Source organism: Rhizobium sp. YAF28, assembly GCF_052113285.1.
GTDB lineage: Bacteria > Pseudomonadota > Alphaproteobacteria > Rhizobiales > Rhizobiaceae > Rhizobium.
Map to the genome: position 1 here is coordinate 1 of NZ_JBFRCX010000017.1, position 18,115 is coordinate 18,115.

Here is an 18,115-nt window from a genome sequence, read left to right on the forward strand (position 1 = left end):
GCCAGGGGCTTGTGGATCATCAGCCGTGACCCGGCGTGATAGCTCGGCTTCAACCCCGATATCAGCACGATGGAAGCCGCCATCAGCACAACCATCAGCGCCACAATCATCACCATCCGGCGACGGAGCAAACGTAATCCCGATGTCAGATCGAACTCCTCCGATTTCATCTCCGTCTGAAACCGGGGTTCATAATGCACCGCCGGGAGCGGGACGTTGCGATCTGGCGGAAAAGTTGAAATTGTCATTGTGCGCTAACCCTTGCTTGAGGTTGCGCGGAGATGGTTTCGTAGAGTTTTTCCATCGACCGCATATATGCCTTCATGCTGAAATGGTTGAGATAATGGGCACGCGCCCTGGCCGACAGGTGGCTGCGGACATCTGGATCAGTAACCAGTCTCGCAAGGGCCGCGGCCAGAGCGTCCTTGTCTCCGACAGGGACGAAGACACCGTTTTCGCCGTCGGAGATGACCTCGTCGTGCGCTCCAACGCGGGTGGTGACAACAGCAAGCCCGTGGGAAAGTCCTTCGAGCACCGCCATTGCCAGGCCTTCAGCATGCGAGGGCAAGACCAGGATATCGGCGCGGGCGCACAGCGCGCGGGCCTCGTCGGCGCCAAGCCATCCTGGCATCTCCACCAGACCTGAAAGGCCCATGTCCGCAGCCTGGCGGCGATAATCCTCTACAGGCCCATCGCCGGCCAGCACGGCGCGCCACCGAAGGTCTTTCATGATCGGATGGCTCAGGGCGAGCAGAAGTTCCGGAACGCCTTTGCGTTCGCTCAGCCGACCAAGGAAAACGATCAACGGCGGTTCGCCGGCACGAACATTGTGCGCGCCGGGATCGGGAACGCAATTGCGAGCGATCACGAGGCGGTGCTCATCTACGCCCAGAAGTGTTGCGAGTACCGTGCGATCCCGCTGGCCCAGCGCCACGACGCAGTCGGCACGCTGAAACATCCGGCGTATGAGCGATTGCTGACGCGGCGAGCGTGCAGCAAAGTCGCTGGCATAGTCGTAGTCGTGCAGGTGCAATATGTGAAAGCACCCGAGCAAATGGGCAACCTCGGTCAGGATCAGTTTTCGGGAGGTGCTGCCGCGGCCCGCAATATGGATATGGTGAATGCGTGTTGGATCGACGATTCGATCCTTTGCCATTGTCAGGATGGCGCCGAGCAGGCGCAGCGACGACGTCGCCGCCGACCATCGAGGCCCTCTTGTGTCGGTGACAGCATGTTCTGCCCCGCCTTCTTTCGCCGTGCTGGTTATATAACCGACCAGCCTGCCAATGCCGCCGCCGTTCTCGCAGCCACCCGGAACATAGTGGCGGACGCTTGCCGTGTTTCGCATCGACAGCTGATGACCATCCGTGCGCACCTTCATCAGCATGATCCGACCACCTCGCGATAAACGGCTGCGGCCCGGGCGCCGACCTGTTCGGGCGAATTCGGTCCTGTGGCCCATTCGAGTGCGCTGGCGCCGAGATTGTTTCTAAGCTCGCTATTGTCAGCCAATATCCGGATGGCTTTTGCGAGCTCTTCCGCATTGCCCGGCGGGACCACCATTCCCAATCCGTTGGGCTGAACGGTCGCTCGCAATTCGCCCACGTCAGTCACGATAACGGGTTTGCCGAACGCCGCAGCAAGGTTGAGCACGCCGCTTTGGGATGCTTCGGTGTAGGGAAGGACGACAATATCAGCGTCCAGGAAAAGCTGGGCGACCTCCTCGTCTTCGATAAAGCGGTTGCGAATGTCGTAGCGGCCGGCTTCGCCCATCAGTCGCTTGAAGACCCAGGGGTCGTCGCCGCGACCTGCGACCGTAATGTGCAGATTGGGGAGCGCATCCTTGAGCATCGCCTCGGCGCGGATCAGATATTCCAGGCCCTTGTAAGCGAAAATCCGTCCAAAGAGCAGGACGCGCAAAGTTCCGTCAGTGGTACGTCGCGCCATCTTCTGCCGCCGCGCGAGTTCCGCATAGCGATGGATAGCGGGATGCGACAGGACATGGACGCAGTCCGGGGATTTTGAATATCGATCGAGGACCATCCGCTTCAGCCCCTCGCCATGCACGACGACATGCCCCGACTGCCTCACCATCAATTCCGGAGCCCAGCCGGGCAGCGTGCGCGTATCGGAATCGCCGGGATGCACCTCCACATCATGGACGGTGGTCACGAGCGGAATCGGGCGCCAGAACGGTGCGGCAAAGTTCAGCCACAGCGTGGAGTTGCTCAAGAGATGAATGAGGTTCGGCTGCTCGTGCCGGATGAGACGCGTGAGCTGATGCAGGAACCAGGGATTGGCAAGCGAGCGGTGCCGTGGCCAGTCCAGAAGGTGAAGATCGACGGCCGGATCGAACCAGGAAGCGAGATGCGCGTAGCGCCGGCGCGGGACGCCAAGGACGACCGGCATGTGTTGGGCAACGCCGCTCGCGAAGGCAATGGTGTAGTCTTCCAGTTCAGAAACCAGCAGCAGTGCCTTCATTTGGCTGCCTCCGACAAGCCCACGTCCCGACTGGGGCGAGGAAGGTGGTAGGCGCTACGCAACGCGTCGCGCGTCCGCCGCAGCAGGTTTGGTTCTCCAGCGAAAAGCAGCCCTTCGACAGCAAGCCTGAGCCGGGTGCGCGCATTGACGCCATCCAGCTCTGCTGCCGCCATCTGATAGGGATAGTGATCCGAGAGACGGAGCCTTGCCGGCAAGTCGTGGAATGAGAGAAACCGGTTCGTCGCTTCGACACTACGCTGCCAATGCGCCATTCGCCTTTTCAGCATGGAGACATCATCGACTGGCCGGTACCAGTTGTTGCTATGAATTCGGTAGAATCCAAGTGAGTCCGGCAAGGCGGCAACGTCGCCCAGAAATGGATAGATCCCCGTGAGCCATGCATCGGCGGATATGCGGAACTGTTCGGGAATAGGCCCTGCAGCATCCCACGCGCTGCGCCGTACGGAGATGGCCGATGTCATCGGGAAGGGCCACCAGCCGGCCGATTTGGTCAACTGCGGCGACAGGTCTCCCGAACACAGGGTTCGGGGGATCGGCTTGAGGGTCGGGGAGCCATCGATCGAAGTTGGCTGAAGTCGGTGGTAGACAAGCGATACTTCGGGATGCGAGCGAAAAGCCGCTTCCGTCGCCGACAGCTTGCCCGGTGCCCACCAGTCATCGGCATCCAGAAAACAGAGGATGCCGCCGCTGCTGAACTTTACGGCCGCGTTGATCGCGGCCGCCTGTCCCGAGTTCTCCTGAAAGATCACTTTCACCCGGCTGTCATAGGCTTCCAGAACGGAACGTGACTCGTCGCTGGACCCATCATCGACGACGATTATCTCGACGTCGGCAATCTCCTGGCTCAAGACGCTGTCGATCGCATGCCCGACAAAGCGACCGTAATTGTAATTGTTGATGAGAACGCTGATGCCCTGCCGCTCCATGACACCCTCTCAAGCGGCTTGCTGCGCTGCACCGCGGTGCAGCAACATGATCATGATCGTGTCCATTGGGAGCTCCATGATGGCGACATCCAGGGCATCCCTCCGCTTGGCCGGGATATCGCATGGAACTGGAAAGGTCGCCGCCAAAAATGCCGGGACGGGTGACGCTTCCATCATGTAATGTGCAGAACTAGGACCAGAACGCGAAACCATAGGAATCCCAACCTCTAAGCGTCAACTACGAACAATCAGCCTGCGCCGGAACCATTGCCTTACGTCATCAGAAACTACTGCCCAGCCATGTCCTTTGCGCTATGCATTCCTTTCCAAGCTACCGGTGAATGGACACCCGCAACATCTGCTCTTATTGGCAATCCCCTAGACCCTGGCCGCCACCCTTTGGGGGAGGCAACCGCTGAGGGCGTAAGTGCAACCCGCTCCCTGGATAGTGGGTGTATGCTTTAGGCGTAGATACCGCCGCTACCGGGTTAGTTCCTTGCGGATGCGGTCGGATTGTTGTGAGGCGGTTTTGATGTCGCCGACCTACGTTGCCGGCGGCGACGGTATCAGGATCGCAGTCAAGCTGATCGAGCGCGCCGCACTGTTCGGCACCGCCAGCGGCTCACCGCCCGACCGGAGTAGCCCTGCGCACCATTTTCGATGGTGCGCAGTCATGGCAGGCACGATTGTGTACATTGAGATCAGTGCCTGAAGGCCGGATGTGGTTAGGCAGGCGCCCCGATAATCGGTGGAACAACGTTGTTGACAGCGAGCTGTGACAGCACGTCCGCACTGAGCGTTCCCCGAACGCCGGGATGGCGATGGCGGCCTTCCTCGGCATAGGAGTATGTCTCCGCATCTGATGGACCGAATGTCATGAAAACCGCGACGCGGTCAGGCGTTCTGCTGAGCCGTCGAATGATTGATCGCGTCACGGTGAATGCCTTCTGAACGTCCAGGCGAAGCAGTGGCCCGATCCGCTCGAAGAATTTGCGTAGGCTCCTGTCAACCAGTGTGGGCATCTGCCCGGCATGTTCGATGCGCACGTCGAAGATAATCGCATCGCCCGCCCGTACCCCAAGGCCCTTCGCTGGCAGGCTCTGGACCAAACCCTTGAGATGGGATCTCGGTCGCACCTTCAATGTGGCGTTCGAGTTCTCGTTCTGGTCCTGCAGGTAGAATGCGATCTTGTAGACCCTGAAGCTCTCGTCCGAGAAAATACTTCCATCAACGCAGCGAGGATGGTGAGGGACGTCATTATGCCACGACGATGTCGTGTTGATCATGAGATCGCATTCGCCTGTAAGAACGACATCGAGCGGTTGCGTTATTTCCTTGAGGCGATTGAGGATCGTATCGGCGGTCATAAACCTGGCGACTTCGTCCACGGCATACATGGCGTGAAGCTGGAATTTGCCGCCGTACAGATACTTGCCGCCGGACCTCAGATATTGTTTGGCAACCCGCCTTAATCTTTCCACCTGCTCAGGCGCCAGGACATCCCTGATGACGATATAGCCATCAGAGGTCAAATCGTTCTGCAGCTGGTTGGTCATGCTGGGCGCCTTTGAAGGCTCTCTGGTCGGCACCCGGAATTCGTCTATTGAATTCACCCCTGTTGAATTCACCATTGTCTCTCTCCCCGGCTTTATCGCGCTCAAACCTCCCCAGCTTTGGCCGCGCTAAAGCGACTGTCTTCTGCGGCAGCGCGAAGGTCAAACCGCTCTTTTGGGGTAACGCTTATCAAAAAGAGCAATCAGGCATACCCCGGGGACACTGCCTTACTTCGAATATTGTAATTCATTTCTATACAGAACGCAGAAATGGGAAGTCTTTCTACGTCCAATAGCTGCAGCTGCAAGTATGGAGGCAACAGGCTTGCCAGCATATTCTAGCTACAGTTTCAGTTGGCAAAAGCGTAGGTCATGAGAAATTCACCAGCAGACAGAAACCAAACTTCAGTCCTTGATCCAAAGGGTTCCCTGAAGTGGACGAATGTCCTTGGTGTTCGAGTTTCCGCAGTCAATCTCAAAAGCGCGACCGGGCTTATCGAAAAGGCGATTGAAGACGGCAGGAGAGAATATGTGTGCGTTCGCGACGCGCACGGTGTCGTGCGGTGTCAAAAAGATCCCGAGCTTCGGTCCATCCATAACCGGGCGTTCCTCGTAACCCCCGACGGCATGCCGTTGGTATGGGCACTGAAACACGCTGGTCATGTGGAAAGCGACAGGGTCTACGGACCCGATCTCATGTTGTCCGTTTTCACTGCCGGCAGCTCCAAAGGCGTGCGCCACTTCCTTTATGGCGCGACAGCCGAAACGCTCGAGCAACTGCAAGCGCGCCTTCTGGCAAAATTTCCGCAAGCACGGATCGTTGGCTCCTATGCGCCGCCGTTCCGCCAACTGTCGGTGCAGGAGGAAACAGATATTGCCGACCGGCTCAATCGGTCGGGCGCCGATATTATCTGGGTCGGGTTGAGCACTCCCAAGCAGGAGCTCTGGATGGCGCGCATGCGCGACCGTCTGGAGGCACCGATGCTCATCGGTGTCGGCGCTGCCTTCGATTTCCACGCCGGCCTCAAGCGCCAAGCTCCAAGGATCATTCAAAGAAGCGGCTTCGAATGGGTGTTTCGTCTTCTATGCGAGCCGCGACGGCTGTGGCGGCGCTATGCGCTCGTCGTGCCGACCTTCATCTCACTGACTGCCTTCCAGAGACTGGGCCTTCGGAAGTTTCCGATCGAAGACGCCGTTTCTGGATTGGGTACGTCGGGACAGAGGCCGTAGAGGAGTAAAAGCATCATGTCCTCATTTGCGCCGTCAGCGATAACATCGGGTCCGTCGAAGACATCCGCCACAAATGACATGACGTCGCGGGCAATTCCGGCAGGTTCCGTGCCACCGATAGCAGCCAGGACCGCCGATCCCCTGGGGCAGTCCGAGCTGAATATGCCGATTGCGCTGCGGCGCCGGCTTCCTCGGCTTGCAACGTCGTCATTCCTGGTTGCCGGCGACATTGCAAGCTATCTGGTTGCCTATTTTACTCTCCTGTCCTTTCTTCCCAGTGGTTCGGAGAGCACGGTTTTGGAGCGTGCTTTCACCCTGGCAGCGCTGGCTGCGATCGTTCTTTATGCATCGGCCGGCCTCTATCCCGGATATCGGCTGCACGACCACGAACATCTGCGGCGGCGCACGATGGCTGCCGTCAAGGTGGCTGTCCTGGCGGCATTCGGAGCAATCATCCTACCGGAAGGGGAACGGCTGCTGCTTGCCATCATTGGCTTCCTCGGCCTCGGGCTGGTCGTTCAGCCATTCATGCATTGGTTCGCACGAGGCCTGTGCTGGAGACTTGGAATCTGGGGGGAGCGCGCGGTGATCATAGGGGGCCGCAATCTTCTCCCCACGCTCATGGCGCATTTCAAGGACCATTGGCAGTATGGCATCAGGCCGGAGCCCTTTTCCCCTGAGACGTCGGAAGCATCGCCCGATGGCGGGCCATCCATTGCCCTAATTGCGGGTGACGCGGGCTCGCTTGTACCCGATCTGGCGGCGATGCGCGGGAAGTTCGCCGAAGTCATTCTCCTGTCCGATACGCCGAGCCTCAAGATCAGCGGCTTGCGACCTGCGGATGTCGGCGGAGAGATCGGTATTCGCCTCACCACCGGTGGGAGTTCGGTCAACACGGACCTGGTTCGCCGGATCCTCGATCTCGCAATCGCCATCCCTGCCGCAATCGTGGTTGCGCCCTTCATCGCGGTTGCGGCCGCCGCAATCTACGCCATCGATCCCGGACCCGTCTTCTTCCGACATGCCAGGGAAGGTCTGTCCGGCAAGCCGGTGCACGTCCTGAAACTGAGGACGATGTACAGAGACGCGGAACAGCGCCTCGAGGCATTGTTCCGAGAGAACCCCGCCATGCGGGCCGAGTGGTTGGCCCACTTCAAGCTCAAGGACGATCCGCGCGTCCTGCCGGTTATCGGACATCTCCTGCGCACTTCAAGCTTCGACGAGCTCCCGCAATTGGCGAACATCATTGCAGGCGAGATGGCCATCGTCGGACCGCGTCCGTTTCCGGAATATCACCTCCTGGCCATGGACGGTGAATTTCGAAACAAACGCCGTTCAGTAACGCCGGGGCTCACGGGCCTTTGGCAGATATCCGAACGAAGCAATGCTGATATCGAGCTGCAGCAGCAACTCGACGAGTTCTACATCGACAACCGGTCCCTGTGGTTCGACTGCCAAATTCTTCTCAGCACAATCCCTGCGGTCTTCAAGCGCAGGGGAGCCTACTAACCATCCTCGTTTCTGCGGGGCAACCATCAACAACGGAGCACACCAATGCACGGACAAAAGCGAATTATGGTAACCGGCGGCACCGGCTTTCTGGGGTCATTCCTGTGCGAAAGGCTCTTGCGCGAAGGCAATGATGTCCTCGCCGTAGATAATTACTACACCGGCTCGCGCGACAACGTGCTGCATCTTCTCGACGACCCACGCTTCGAGATCCTTCGCCACGACATTACCTTCCCGCTTTATGTGGAGGTCGATGAGATCTACAATCTCGCCTGTCCGGCATCTCCGGTCCATTATCAGTTTGATCCCGTTCAGACGGTCAAAACCAATGTACACGGGGCCATCAATATGCTTGGCCTTGCCAAACGCACCAAGGCGAAGATCTTTCAGGCCTCGACGAGCGAAGTCTATGGTGATCCGGCAGTCCATCCTCAGCCCGAGGAATATCGAGGCAGCGTCAATCCCATAGGGCCGCGGGCATGTTATGACGAAGGCAAGCGGTGTGCCGAAACATTGTTCTTCGACTACCATCGTCAGTATGGCGTGGAAATCCGGGTGGCGCGGATCTTCAATACCTACGGGCCGCGCATGCAGACCAATGACGGCCGTGTTGTCTCCAATTTCATTGTTCAGGCGCTTCAAAACGAACCGATCACCATCTTCGGCAACGGCACGCAAACGCGTTCGTTCTGCTACGTGGACGATCTGATCGAGGGTTTCATCCGCCTGATGGGCGCGCCGGCCGGTGTCACAGGCCCGATCAATCTCGGCAATCCGGGAGAATTCCAGGTCCGGGAACTGGCCGAAATGGTCATCGAAATGACAGGATCGAAATCAAGCATCGTTTACAAGCCTCTGCCGGTCGACGATCCGACGCAGCGCAAGCCGGACATCAGCCGCGCAAAGCAGGACCTGGGCTGGCAGCCGACGGTGAATCTGCGTGAGGGGCTTGAGAAGACGATCACCTATTTCGAGTGGAAGCTTTCTGGCGGAACCAGGAGCATGCCTGGCGTCCGGCCCCCGCAACCGGCTTACACCCATCTGCCCACCCCGGCCGTCGGCCTTCCTGTTCAGGAAGCCGTGTCGATCGGGACGTGAACAGCAACGTCGATCATAAGGCGAAGCTCGTTTTCTTTCGATGGGATGGTGCCGGAAACATGAATGTGCATAGCATACCAACAGGAGCCGCCCCTGTGGGCGCAAAACAGCGGTTAGGGCCTATCGTCTTTGCAGTCGATGCGGCCTACGCCGTTCCCTTGGCGACCGCCCTTAGATCGGTCGCCGAGAACAACGGAAGCGCATGGCCCCTGGATATCCATGTCATTCATGAAGGAATAGGCGAAGAAACCAAGCGACGGATCTTTGATTCTCTGCCCGCAAACTCTGCCGTCATCCAGTGGCATCCCATCGGTACCTTATCCTTCGCGAGCGGATTTTCCACTCGCCCCGGCGTCTCGAAGATGACCTTCGCAAGGATACTTCTGCCGCAGTTCCTCCCGGAGACTTGCAACCGGGCTCTGTATCTGGATGGTGACATCCTCGTGCTGACGGCGCTCGAACAGTTGTGGAATATCGATCTGGGCGAGGCAGTGATCGGGGCCGTACCGGATTACTGGCTGGACAATGTGGTGAGCAGCGGCCGGGGTGCTACAGGCGGCGCTCGAGTCGAGCGCTACTTCAACGCCGGCATTCTTCTTATCGACCTTGCAAGATGGCGAACCGAGCGAATATCGGAACGGTCTTTGGACTATCTCGATCGCTTTCCGACCACTGAATATTCAGATCAGGACGCTCTCAACGTCGCCTGCGACGGAAAGTGGAAAGTCCTGGACCGCGCCTGGAATTTTCAGTTCGAGCCTACGCAGGCGCTTGCTCGTATCACTCTCGAGCATAAGCCCGCGATCGTTCATTTCGTGACCAATGTGAAGCCCTGGAAATCAGGAAGCTTGAGCCCGAATGTCGCATTTTACGATACGTTTCGATCCCGGACCCGTTTTGCGCTCACGCGTCGGGAGCGCGTTCAGAGCGGCTTGAAGCGTGCAGGCTCCCGGCTGCTTGCCCGATCCGCCTTCTTGAGAGCTGCATGGTCCTGCACGAAATCGGCGATACGGGCGCACGCTTCAACGTTGGCGCGAGTGAAACGGCGAGTGAAGAACACATAAGAGCGAAAGCAAGCCGAATTCAGGGTGTCATGAAATGGCCCGAACGAAACGATTGCCTGCGGAGGAATAAGTTTGCAACGTGTTGATGTCGTAATTCCCTGCTACAACTACGCTCATTTCCTGCAGGAATGTGTTGAAAGCGTTCTTTCGCAAGCCAATGTCGATGTGCGCGTCCTAATTCTGGATGACGCCTCGCCAGACAACACGCCGGAGGTCGGAATGGCCTTGGCATCCCGGGACAAACGGGTGGCCTATAGGCGGCACACGGTAAACAAGCGCCACATTGCCACCTACAATGAGGGGATCGAGTGGGCCGGCGGCGACTTATTCCTGCTTCTTTCCGCAGATGATTATCTTTTGCCGGGCGCGCTGGGCCGCGCCGCGGAGCTTATGCACAATCATCCGGATGTAGGTTTCACGTTCGGGAACGCGCTCATCGCTGAGTCAGATGGCATCATAACCAAGCGGGTCGATCCTCTCGGAGACAATAATGTGCCTGCCATGCAGGTCTTGTCCGGTCCGCAGTTCATGCGGTTGAGCGGAGCAAGCAACCTAGTTCCGACTCCGACGGCCGTCGTGAGAACGACACTGCAAAAACAGGTCGGCGGCTACCATAAGGAGCTGCCGCATGCCGGTGATATGGAGATGTGGCTGCGGCTCGCATCACATGCCGGAGTGGGTTACATCAACGAAGACCAAGCAGTATATCGCAGACATGCTTCGAATATGTCGCTGCAATACTATGGACAAAGTATTCTTCCCGATCTCCGGCAGAGAAAACAGGCTTTCGATATTCTGTTTCGTCAGGGCGCAGATAGCCTCAAGAAAGACGAGAAACTAAGACGCTTTCTTGCCAAGGATCTCGGGAAAGAGGCGCTTCGACTGGCCGGCATGGCGTTCAATAATTTCGATGTTGCTACAGCCGTGGCTATTCAGCGCTTCGCTCTGGAGGTTTCCCCCGAAGTGCGAAATTCTTTGCCCTGGATCAAGTTGGTCTGCAAGCAAACCATCGGGCCCAAATACTGGTGTGCCTTGAATTCTATTGGGCGACGAGTTGCAGGATGAGTGGTTCATCTGGTTCATCCGCAGGGCACGGAAACAATAGCCGATGGTTGAGCGCTTGATCGCTGCTCATGCCAAGACGGGGATGTACGGCAGAATCGGAGATCTTCGACAGTTTCGAACGCGCTATGGCGACGTCAGATATTCGGGTAAGCGACAACGGGTCCGAGGTGCCGCGGCTTAAACAGAACCCCGGTGGCCTTTTGGTCTGCGCCACCGGGATAAGCTAGAGCAAGAACGTGCTTGCGGCATGTGAAAAGCTTTGATCGGACGACGGCGTCAGCACAGCGTCTTATTTGCGCTGAAGCCGGAAATACCACCCTGAAACAGATCATTTAGCTTGAACACAACTTCCGTTCTGTTCGTTGCTTTGACCTTTTTCATGATATTGCGAACATGTACCTTGACGGTGCTTTCTCGCAGATTGAGCTCATAGGCGATGATCTTGTTCGCCTTTCCGCGCCGAAGTGCCTCTACGACTTCGGCTTGACGATCCGTGAAGATCCCGGCCAGCGGACGAGCGGTGGTGTTGCTGGACTCCAGCAGGTGACGCATAGCGAATAGCGTGCTTGCAGGCACAAAAACGCCGCCCGCTACCGACAGCGCGATCAGCTCCATGCAGACGCTGATGCTGACCGAAGCGGGTATGTAGCCCTTGGCCCCGTATTCGATCGCCCTCACGATTTGGCCGAAATCGTCGCTGTCAGCCAATATGATGACTGGTATCGCCCCGAATTCCGCAGCAAGGCTCCTGATCTGCCCAGAAACAGAGGGCTCATCGATCTTCTTGCCGCCAATGTTCAGGAGGATTGCCGAAAGCGGCGGATATTCGTCGCATTTCTGCTTCCACTCCTCGACGCTTCCGAATGCCAGTATAAGTAAATCCGTCTTGTAGGCGGCCATGCACTGCGCGAGGCATTGCCGATCAAGTTCACGGTTGTCGAGGATAACCAAAGAGTGCTTTGGCCTCGACTGTAAGCTCAAACCAGTAGAACTATTCTCTACCTTAAGTGGAAGAGCTACATTTTCCTGCCTAAGGTCTAAATTTGGTACAAGCGCTGAATTCACTGCTTCATCCTCCCCAGCCGAGTTTCTCTACGCCTCAACAACAACCGAACACTCAAGCCCTTCAGATATGAGGGTTTGGCAGCACTAAAGTAGGAACTAAATACCACAGTTCCTTTTATCTTAAACTAGCTAATATAGGCTAAAGGAGCAGATTAGTTCCATCGTAAGGTGTAAAGAGGACGTAATTCTTGGTATAAACTCATGCGATACTAGGTCATTCGCGGAGGGGTTGATTACGTTGCTCCTCGGTTACGGACGAACTGCTAAACGCATGAAAATAATGCTCACCCCCGGCGCATGATCCGGGCCGGTCCGCGCTTGCTCCATCACCAATGTTGATCGTTGGCTATGAACTTTGGCGTACATCGTCATAGGTAGATACGTCTTTAGGTGAATAAGCTTAGACGTTTTGTTTCTTTACTCCGATGGCGAAAACAATTCTCTTTGAATGGAAAGAAATATTTATTTTTTCGAAATGAAACCTTGGGCGCAATCATATGGTTGACGGTTTCATTTAGAAATCCGGTTTGTAGAAGAGTAAGGGGTGCATGCGTATGATTGCATCAAACGTAAAGCTGGATGATAGCTGCGTCATCCATCATCGAGATCTTGTGAATCTCTATGGCTGCACGATCGGCGCGGGAACGCGCGTCGGCACTTTCGTCGAAATCCAGAAAAACGTCCTCGTCGGAAAAGACTGCAAAATCTCCAGCCATTCCTTCATCTGCGAAGGCGTGACGCTGGAAGACGGCGTTTTTATCGGCCACGGGGTGATGTTCACCAATGACACGTACCCGCGCGCCGTCAATGCGGATGGCAGTCTGCAGACCGAAGCAGACTGGGTTGTCATCCCCACGCTGGTCAAGCGCCACGCGTCAATCGGCAGCAATGCGACCATTCTGCCTGGCGTAACCATCGGAGAAGCCGCGCAGGTCGGCGCCGGGGCAGTTGTAACAAAAGATGTGCCTGCGGGCGCCATTGTCGCCGGTGTTCCGGCCAGGATTACCGGTCGCGTTCATGACCGGGCAGCTGACATGCAAGCGTTGGGAGGAATGCGATGATCGGTATTGCTGTTGTTGGATATGGGTATTGGGGCCCGAACCTGGTTCGCAACATCTCGGAAGCGGCCGGTGCGCAACTCATTTCAGTCTGTGATCTCAATGTCGAACGGTTGGCGGCTGTCAAAAGCCGCTACCCCGCAGTGACGATTACTGATGATTTTGAGGAAGTCCTGCGCGATCCGAGAGTGGATGCCATCGCTATCGCGACGCCGGTCTTCACCCATTTCAAGCTCGCAATGCAGGCTATGATGGCCGGAAAGCATGTCTTCGTCGAAAAGCCGATGGCTTCGACGACGGAGGAAGCCTCGCGGATGGTCGAAGAGGCCACACGCCGACGCCTCGTGCTGGCGGTCGATCATACCTTCGTCCACACAGGTGCCGTTCGCAAGATGCGCGAACTGGTCGAGAGCGGCTTGGGCGACATGTATTATTACGACTCGGTTCGGGTCAATCTGGGGCTTTTCCAGCATGATGTCAGCGTCATCTGGGATCTCGCGGTGCACGATCTCTCCATCCTGGACCATGTCGTACAGGAAAGGCCGGTGGCTGTTTCAGCGACAGGCATGAGCCATGTACTCGGCGAGCCGGAGAACATCGCCTATCTGACGCTCTTCTTCGAAAGCAAGCTCATCGCTCACATCCACGTCAATTGGCTGGCACCCGTCAAGGTGCGCCGCACGCTGATCGGCGGCAGCAACAAGATGGTCGTCTACGACGATCTGGAGCCCAGCGAAAAAATCAAAGTCTACGACAAGGGCATCACGCTGAACCCGAATTCTCAGGCCTATGGCGAGAAGGTGCATCAGATGATGGTCGGCTACCGCAGTGGTGACATGTGGGCGCCCAAGCTCGACATGACCGAGGCATTGAAACGCGAACTGGATCAGTTCGTTGAGTGCATCGAGCAGAATTCGCGGCCCATCACGGACGGCCATGCCGGCCTGCGCGTCGTTCGCATTCTTGAAGCCGCAAGTCGGTCGCTCGCTCAGCGCGGCCGTATCATCGAGCTCGAAGAGGCGAGGCGCATTGCATGATCCCCTTTCTGGACCTGAAAGCACAATATCAATCCATCAAGAGCGAAATCGACGCCGCCGTGCTCGGCGTCCTGGCCTCGGGACAATACATACTGGGCGAGGAGGTCATCCGTCTTGAGCAGGAATTCGCAGATTATTGCAACGTCAAGCATGCGATCGCAGTCAATACCGGGACGAGTGCTTTGCATCTGTCCCTTCTTGCGGCGGGTGTCGGCCCTGGCGATGAAGTCATCACCGTGCCATTCACCTTTGTCGCGACGGTGTCGGCGATCTGCTACACAGGTGCACGACCTGTCTTCGTCGATGTTGAGCCCGTAACGCTCACAATGGATGCGGCCCAGCTCGAGACGAAGATTACGTCCCGGACCAAAGCCATTATTCCCGTCCACCTCTACGGCCAGATGGCCGATATGGACGCGATCAAGGCGATCGCCGACCATTACCGGATACCGGTCATCGAGGATGCCTGCCAGGCACATGGAGCTTGCTACAAGGGCGCGCGCGCCGGCAGCATCGGCACATCCGGCTGCTTCAGCTTCTATCCGGGCAAAAACCTTGGCGCCTGCGGCGAGGGAGGTATCGTCGTAACGAACAACGACGATCACGCCAAGACGATGCGCATGCTGCGTGACTGGGGTCAGGAGCAGCGCTATCACCATCTGTTGAAGGGCTTCAATTATCGCATGGATGCCATTCAAGGCGCTATCCTGCGTATCAAGCTCCGGCATCTCGAAGCCTGGACCGAGGCGCGTCGAACGCATGGTCGCCGCTACTCCTCGCTGCTTGCGGGATCGGCGCATTTAAAGACGCCTGTCGAGGTCGCGGAGCGGCGCCACGTCTACCACGTTTATGCCATCAGAAGCCGTGATCGCGATGCGCTTCAGCGCGTGCTCGCTGCAGAAGGCATTCAGTCCGGGCTGCACTATCCGATCCCCGTTCATCTGCAGAAGGCCCATACCGACCTTGGTTACCAAGCCGGTGATTTCCCGGTCTCGGAAGCCGCGGCACGAGAAGTCCTCTCGCTGCCGATCTATCCCGAGATGCCCGCGTGGCACGTCGATCAGGTGGCCGCTGCGCTGGAGTACGCCTATGTCAGCTAGTTGTGCAGGCGAGACCAGGGTCGTGCAGGCGGTCCATGGCCGCCACGAAAGGCCGGCGGACCCTGCCTACCAGGCTGGGTTAGCCGAAGAACTCAGGCAATCATACGGGCGCGCTGGCCTGATCGAGCTCTACGGTCGCTTCGCCAGCGGTGACGGTGTCGTCGACACCCTGATGCGGAAAGCCATCTGGCAAGCGATTGCGCGCAGCTGCGGCACTGGATTGCAGGTCGCAGGCGGTGCCGGTTTCAAACATCCGGAGACCTTCGAAATCGGCAATGGCGTGTTCATCGGTGCCCAGGCCTATATCCAGGGGCGCTTCGACGGCACTTGCGTGATCGGCGACAATGTCTGGATCGGCCCGATGGCCTATTTCGACGCACGCGATCTGGTGATTGAGGATTGTGTCGGCTGGGGGCCTGGCGCCAAGGTGCTTGGTTCGACCCATACGGCACTGCCGGTGGATGTGCCAATCATCCGCACGGATCTCGAAATCAAGCCGGTCCGCATCGGCGCATGGGCCGATATCGGTACGAATGCCACAATTCTTCCCGGCGTCAGCATCGGGAAGGGGGCAATCGTCGGAGCAGGCGCGGTTGTCGTCTCGGATGTCGAACCGTTTTCAGTTGTCGCCGGTGTGCCGGCGAAGTTCATTCGCTGGCGCACGGAAGCCGATCCTGTGCTGGATATATCGCGTGGAGGAAGATCGTGAGAAATCAACGGGTGCTCATTACCGGAGGAGCCGGCCTGATCGGGTCGCATATTGCCGATCTCGTCGCATTGGAAAAACCGCGCGAGATCATCATCCTCGACAATTTCGTGCGCGGGCGCCGGGACAATCTCAGCACGGCAATAGCCGGCGGGTCCGTTAATATCATCGAGGGAGATATCCGCGACAGAGCGCTGCTTGCGAAAACCTTCGAAGGCGTTGACATCGTCTTCCATCAGGCGGCCATCCGCATCACGCAATGCGCGGAAGATCCGCGGCTCGCCTTCGATGTGTTGGCCGAGGGCACGTTCAATGTCCTTGAAGCTGCCGTCAAGGCAGGTATTTCGAAGGTCGTTGCTGCTTCTTCTGCCTCTGTGCTGGGGCTTGCCGAGAGCTTTCCGACCACCGAAGCGCATCATCCCTATAATAACAGGACGATCTACGGCGCGGCCAAGACATTCAATGAGGGGCTGCTTCGCAGCTTCGCTGACATGTACGGCCTGCGTTATGTGGCGCTTCGCTATTTCAACGTCTACGGGCCGCGAATGGACGTTTACGGCGCCTATACCGAAGTGCTGATCCGCTGGATGGAGCGTCTGGCCGCCGGAATGCCGCCGGTTGTCCATGGAGACGGTAGTCAGACGATGGACTTCGTCGATGCACGCGACATCGCCCGGGCAAACCTGCTGGCTGCGAAGAGCGATGTCACGGATGAGGTGTTCAATGTCGCGAGCGGCAGGGAAATAAGCCTCCTAGAACTCGCGCAGATGCTGAGCAGCATCATGGGTGTCTCACTCGAACCGGAGCACAAAGAAGCTCGTGCGGTCAATGGCGTGACCCGTCGTCTTGCCGATATCAGCAAGGCCGAGAAACTCTTGGGATTCAAAGCGGAAATATCGATGGAACAAGGGCTTCGCGACCTTGTGGCCTGGTGGCAGCTGAAGACTGCTGCAGCAGGAGGTCAAGCTGCATGAGCCCGTCACCATCGACAATTCCGGTTGCCAAGCCCGTTCTTGGGGAGGAGGAGGCCGAGGCTGCGCGCCGCGTTATTCTGTCAGGATGGGTGACGCAGGGGCCGGAAGTCGCAGCTTTCGAGAGCGAATTTGCCGCCTTTGTCGGTGCGGCGCATGCCTGCGCCGTTTCCAACTGCACGACTGCGCTGCATCTCGCCCTGAAGGCCGTCGGTGTCAGTGCCGGCGATGAAGTCATCACGGTCAGCCATTCGTTCATCGCAACCGCGAATGCCATTCGGTATTGCGATGGGGTGCCTGTTTTTGTCGACATCGAGGCGGATGGTTACAATATCGACGCCAGTCTGATTGAAGCGGCGATCACACCCCGCACCAAAGCAATTCTCTGCGTGCATCAGCTCGGCATGCCTTGCGATCTCCGACCGATCGTGGAGATCGGCAAGCGCCTTCAGATACCGGTTATCGAGGATGCAGCCTGCGCGACGGGAAGCGAAATCCTCTGGGACGGACGCTGGGAAAAGATCGGCAAAGCGCATGGCGACATTGCCTGCTTTTCCTTCCATCCCCGGAAGGTCGTCACGACAGGTGACGGCGGCATGTTGACTACGGCCAATCCCGAATATGACCGAAAATTCCGGCTATGGCGTCAGCATGGCATGAGCGTTACCGATACTGTTCGTCACGGCTCGAAACAGGTGATCTTCGAGGACTATGACGAACTGGGCTACAACTACCGTATGACCGATCTTCAGGCCGCCGTCGGACGCGAGCAGTTGCGGCGGCTGCCGGGACTGATCGCACAGCGGAGGCTGCTTGCCGAGCAGTATCGTGAGCACCTGTCCGTGATATCAGCAGGGTTGTCGCCGGTGGAGCCACGTTGGGCTCGCAGCAACTGGCAGAGCTTCTGTGTGAGATTGCCTGAAACCGTCGATCAACGGGCGGTCATGCAAGCCCTCCTCGATCAGGGGATCTCGACGCGGCGCGGCGTGATGAACATTCATCTGGAGAGAGCCTATTCCGACCGGAGCTCGCATCGCGTTGCCACAAGCCTGATGCGAAGCGTATCAGCGCAAAAGCAAACGATTATCCTGCCGCTTTATGCTCAGATGACGGAGCTCGACATCGCACGTGTTGTCGAGGCAGTTCGCGGAGCGCTTGCTGAAGCCGTGACCGGTCATGCGAGTGTGCAACGCGATCTGGACGTCGCTCTCGCCTGACAGCGTTTTTGCGT

General features: G+C 57.7%; 17 protein-coding genes and 1 pseudogene. 12 read left to right on the top strand and 6 right to left on the bottom strand.

Features of this window, described 5'->3' with window-relative positions:
* The 4 genes and pseudogenes from AB4Z13_RS29165 to AB4Z13_RS29180 all read right to left on the bottom strand — a co-directional run.
* Positions 1-248, bottom strand: a pseudogene (locus AB4Z13_RS29165) (exopolysaccharide biosynthesis protein); the annotation flags it as partial.
* Positions 245-1,381, bottom strand: coding sequence for a glycosyltransferase family 4 protein (locus AB4Z13_RS29170; RefSeq protein WP_442207500.1), 1,137 nt, complete (start codon positions 1,379-1,381; stop codon positions 245-247). The gene AB4Z13_RS29170 and the pseudogene AB4Z13_RS29165, both read right to left, overlap by 4 nt.
* Positions 1,381-2,481, bottom strand: a complete 1,101-nt coding sequence (locus AB4Z13_RS29175) for a glycosyltransferase family 4 protein (protein WP_442207435.1) — start codon at positions 2,479-2,481, stop codon at positions 1,381-1,383. Before AB4Z13_RS29175 ends, AB4Z13_RS29170 begins: the two co-directional genes overlap by 1 nt.
* The gene (locus AB4Z13_RS29180) at positions 2,478-3,428 is read right to left on the bottom strand and encodes a glycosyltransferase family 2 protein (RefSeq protein ID WP_113321740.1); all 951 of its coding nucleotides are present in this window, start codon (positions 3,426-3,428) and stop codon (positions 2,478-2,480) included. The genes AB4Z13_RS29175 and AB4Z13_RS29180 overlap by 4 nt, the downstream gene beginning before the upstream one ends.
* A gap of 532 nt (positions 3,429-3,960) precedes the next feature.
* On the opposite strand from AB4Z13_RS29180, the gene AB4Z13_RS29185 reads away from it, so the two are divergent.
* Positions 3,961-4,140, top strand: coding sequence for a hypothetical protein (locus AB4Z13_RS29185; protein ID WP_113321739.1), 180 nt, complete (start codon positions 3,961-3,963; stop codon positions 4,138-4,140).
* A 13-nt stretch (positions 4,141-4,153) separates the two neighbouring features.
* Here AB4Z13_RS29185 and AB4Z13_RS29190 read toward each other — a convergent pair whose 3' ends face one another.
* On the bottom strand, positions 4,154-5,089 hold the full coding sequence (locus AB4Z13_RS29190) for a phytanoyl-CoA dioxygenase family protein (protein WP_442207436.1): 936 nt from the start codon (positions 5,087-5,089) through the stop codon (positions 4,154-4,156).
* 264 nt (positions 5,090-5,353) lie between these two features.
* On the opposite strand from AB4Z13_RS29190, the gene AB4Z13_RS29195 reads away from it, so the two are divergent.
* The 5 genes from AB4Z13_RS29195 to AB4Z13_RS29215 all read left to right on the top strand — a co-directional run bounded on the left by AB4Z13_RS29195 (position 5,354) and on the right by AB4Z13_RS29215 (position 10,947).
* Positions 5,354-6,211, top strand: coding sequence for a WecB/TagA/CpsF family glycosyltransferase (locus AB4Z13_RS29195; RefSeq protein ID WP_442207437.1), 858 nt, complete (start codon positions 5,354-5,356; stop codon positions 6,209-6,211).
* A 15-nt stretch (positions 6,212-6,226) separates the two neighbouring features.
* Positions 6,227-7,720 carry a sugar transferase gene (locus tag AB4Z13_RS29200; RefSeq protein ID WP_442207438.1) on the top strand — a complete coding sequence of 498 codons (1,494 nt, stop codon included), beginning with the start codon at positions 6,227-6,229 and terminating at the stop codon, positions 7,718-7,720.
* Between the two features lie 45 nt (positions 7,721-7,765).
* Complete coding sequence (locus tag AB4Z13_RS29205) at positions 7,766-8,818, top strand: UDP-glucuronic acid decarboxylase family protein (RefSeq protein ID WP_442207439.1); 1,053 nt, start codon at positions 7,766-7,768, stop codon at positions 8,816-8,818.
* Between the two features lie 59 nt (positions 8,819-8,877).
* Positions 8,878-9,882, top strand: a complete 1,005-nt coding sequence (locus tag AB4Z13_RS29210; RefSeq protein ID WP_442207501.1) for a glycosyltransferase family 8 protein — start codon at positions 8,878-8,880, stop codon at positions 9,880-9,882.
* Between the two features lie 72 nt (positions 9,883-9,954).
* Positions 9,955-10,947, top strand: a complete 993-nt coding sequence (locus tag AB4Z13_RS29215) for a glycosyltransferase (protein WP_442207440.1) — start codon at positions 9,955-9,957, stop codon at positions 10,945-10,947.
* A gap of 276 nt (positions 10,948-11,223) precedes the next feature.
* Here AB4Z13_RS29215 and AB4Z13_RS29220 read toward each other — a convergent pair whose 3' ends face one another.
* Positions 11,224-12,012, bottom strand: coding sequence for a response regulator transcription factor (locus AB4Z13_RS29220; RefSeq protein WP_113321733.1), 789 nt, complete (start codon positions 12,010-12,012; stop codon positions 11,224-11,226).
* Between the two features lie 554 nt (positions 12,013-12,566).
* On the opposite strand from AB4Z13_RS29220, the gene AB4Z13_RS29225 reads away from it, so the two are divergent.
* From AB4Z13_RS29225 to AB4Z13_RS29250, 6 genes are read left to right on the top strand one after another with little or no spacing between them, the layout of a single operon-like run.
* Positions 12,567-13,073 (top strand): acyltransferase, encoded by a 507-nt coding sequence (locus AB4Z13_RS29225; protein ID WP_113321745.1) that lies wholly within the window; start codon positions 12,567-12,569, stop codon positions 13,071-13,073.
* Complete coding sequence (locus AB4Z13_RS29230) at positions 13,070-14,107, top strand: Gfo/Idh/MocA family protein (protein WP_007813020.1); 1,038 nt, start codon at positions 13,070-13,072, stop codon at positions 14,105-14,107. The genes AB4Z13_RS29225 and AB4Z13_RS29230 overlap by 4 nt, the downstream gene beginning before the upstream one ends.
* Positions 14,104-15,207 carry a DegT/DnrJ/EryC1/StrS aminotransferase family protein gene (locus AB4Z13_RS29235; RefSeq protein ID WP_113321732.1) on the top strand — a complete coding sequence of 368 codons (1,104 nt, stop codon included), beginning with the start codon at positions 14,104-14,106 and terminating at the stop codon, positions 15,205-15,207. Before AB4Z13_RS29230 ends, AB4Z13_RS29235 begins: the two co-directional genes overlap by 4 nt.
* Positions 15,197-15,916 carry an acyltransferase gene (locus AB4Z13_RS29240; RefSeq protein WP_442207441.1) on the top strand — a complete coding sequence of 240 codons (720 nt, stop codon included), beginning with the start codon at positions 15,197-15,199 and terminating at the stop codon, positions 15,914-15,916. The genes AB4Z13_RS29235 and AB4Z13_RS29240 overlap by 11 nt, the downstream gene beginning before the upstream one ends.
* Entirely contained in the window at positions 15,913-16,887 is a 975-nt protein-coding gene (locus AB4Z13_RS29245) for an NAD-dependent epimerase/dehydratase family protein (protein ID WP_442207442.1), read from the top strand. Before AB4Z13_RS29240 ends, AB4Z13_RS29245 begins: the two co-directional genes overlap by 4 nt.
* Positions 16,884-18,101 carry a DegT/DnrJ/EryC1/StrS family aminotransferase gene (locus AB4Z13_RS29250; protein WP_442207443.1) on the top strand — a complete coding sequence of 406 codons (1,218 nt, stop codon included), beginning with the start codon at positions 16,884-16,886 and terminating at the stop codon, positions 18,099-18,101. The genes AB4Z13_RS29245 and AB4Z13_RS29250 overlap by 4 nt, the downstream gene beginning before the upstream one ends.
* Positions 18,102-18,115: the final 14 nt, after the last annotated feature.

Bases quoted from the DNA above. Each gene is read 5' to 3' on its own strand.
- AB4Z13_RS29170 (WP_442207500.1), bottom strand. From the start codon at position 1,381: ATGAAGGTGCGCACGGATGGTCATCAGCTGTCGATGCGAAACACGGCA.
- AB4Z13_RS29175 (WP_442207435.1), bottom strand. From the start codon at position 2,481: ATGAAGGCACTGCTGCTGGTTTCTGAACTGGAAGACTACACCATTGCC.
- AB4Z13_RS29180 (WP_113321740.1), bottom strand. From the start codon at position 3,428: ATGGAGCGGCAGGGCATCAGCGTTCTCATCAACAATTACAATTACGGT.
- AB4Z13_RS29185 (WP_113321739.1), top strand. From the start codon at position 3,961: ATGTCGCCGACCTACGTTGCCGGCGGCGACGGTATCAGGATCGCAGTC.
- AB4Z13_RS29195 (WP_442207437.1), top strand. From the start codon at position 5,354: ATGAGAAATTCACCAGCAGACAGAAACCAAACTTCAGTCCTTGATCCA.
- AB4Z13_RS29200 (WP_442207438.1), top strand. From the start codon at position 6,227: ATGTCCTCATTTGCGCCGTCAGCGATAACATCGGGTCCGTCGAAGACA.
- AB4Z13_RS29205 (WP_442207439.1), top strand. From the start codon at position 7,766: ATGCACGGACAAAAGCGAATTATGGTAACCGGCGGCACCGGCTTTCTG.
- AB4Z13_RS29210 (WP_442207501.1), top strand. From the start codon at position 8,878: ATGAATGTGCATAGCATACCAACAGGAGCCGCCCCTGTGGGCGCAAAA.
- AB4Z13_RS29225 (WP_113321745.1), top strand. From the start codon at position 12,567: ATGATTGCATCAAACGTAAAGCTGGATGATAGCTGCGTCATCCATCAT.
- AB4Z13_RS29230 (WP_007813020.1), top strand. From the start codon at position 13,070: ATGATCGGTATTGCTGTTGTTGGATATGGGTATTGGGGCCCGAACCTG.
- AB4Z13_RS29235 (WP_113321732.1), top strand. From the start codon at position 14,104: ATGATCCCCTTTCTGGACCTGAAAGCACAATATCAATCCATCAAGAGC.
- AB4Z13_RS29240 (WP_442207441.1), top strand. From the start codon at position 15,197: ATGTCAGCTAGTTGTGCAGGCGAGACCAGGGTCGTGCAGGCGGTCCAT.
- AB4Z13_RS29250 (WP_442207443.1), top strand. From the start codon at position 16,884: ATGAGCCCGTCACCATCGACAATTCCGGTTGCCAAGCCCGTTCTTGGG.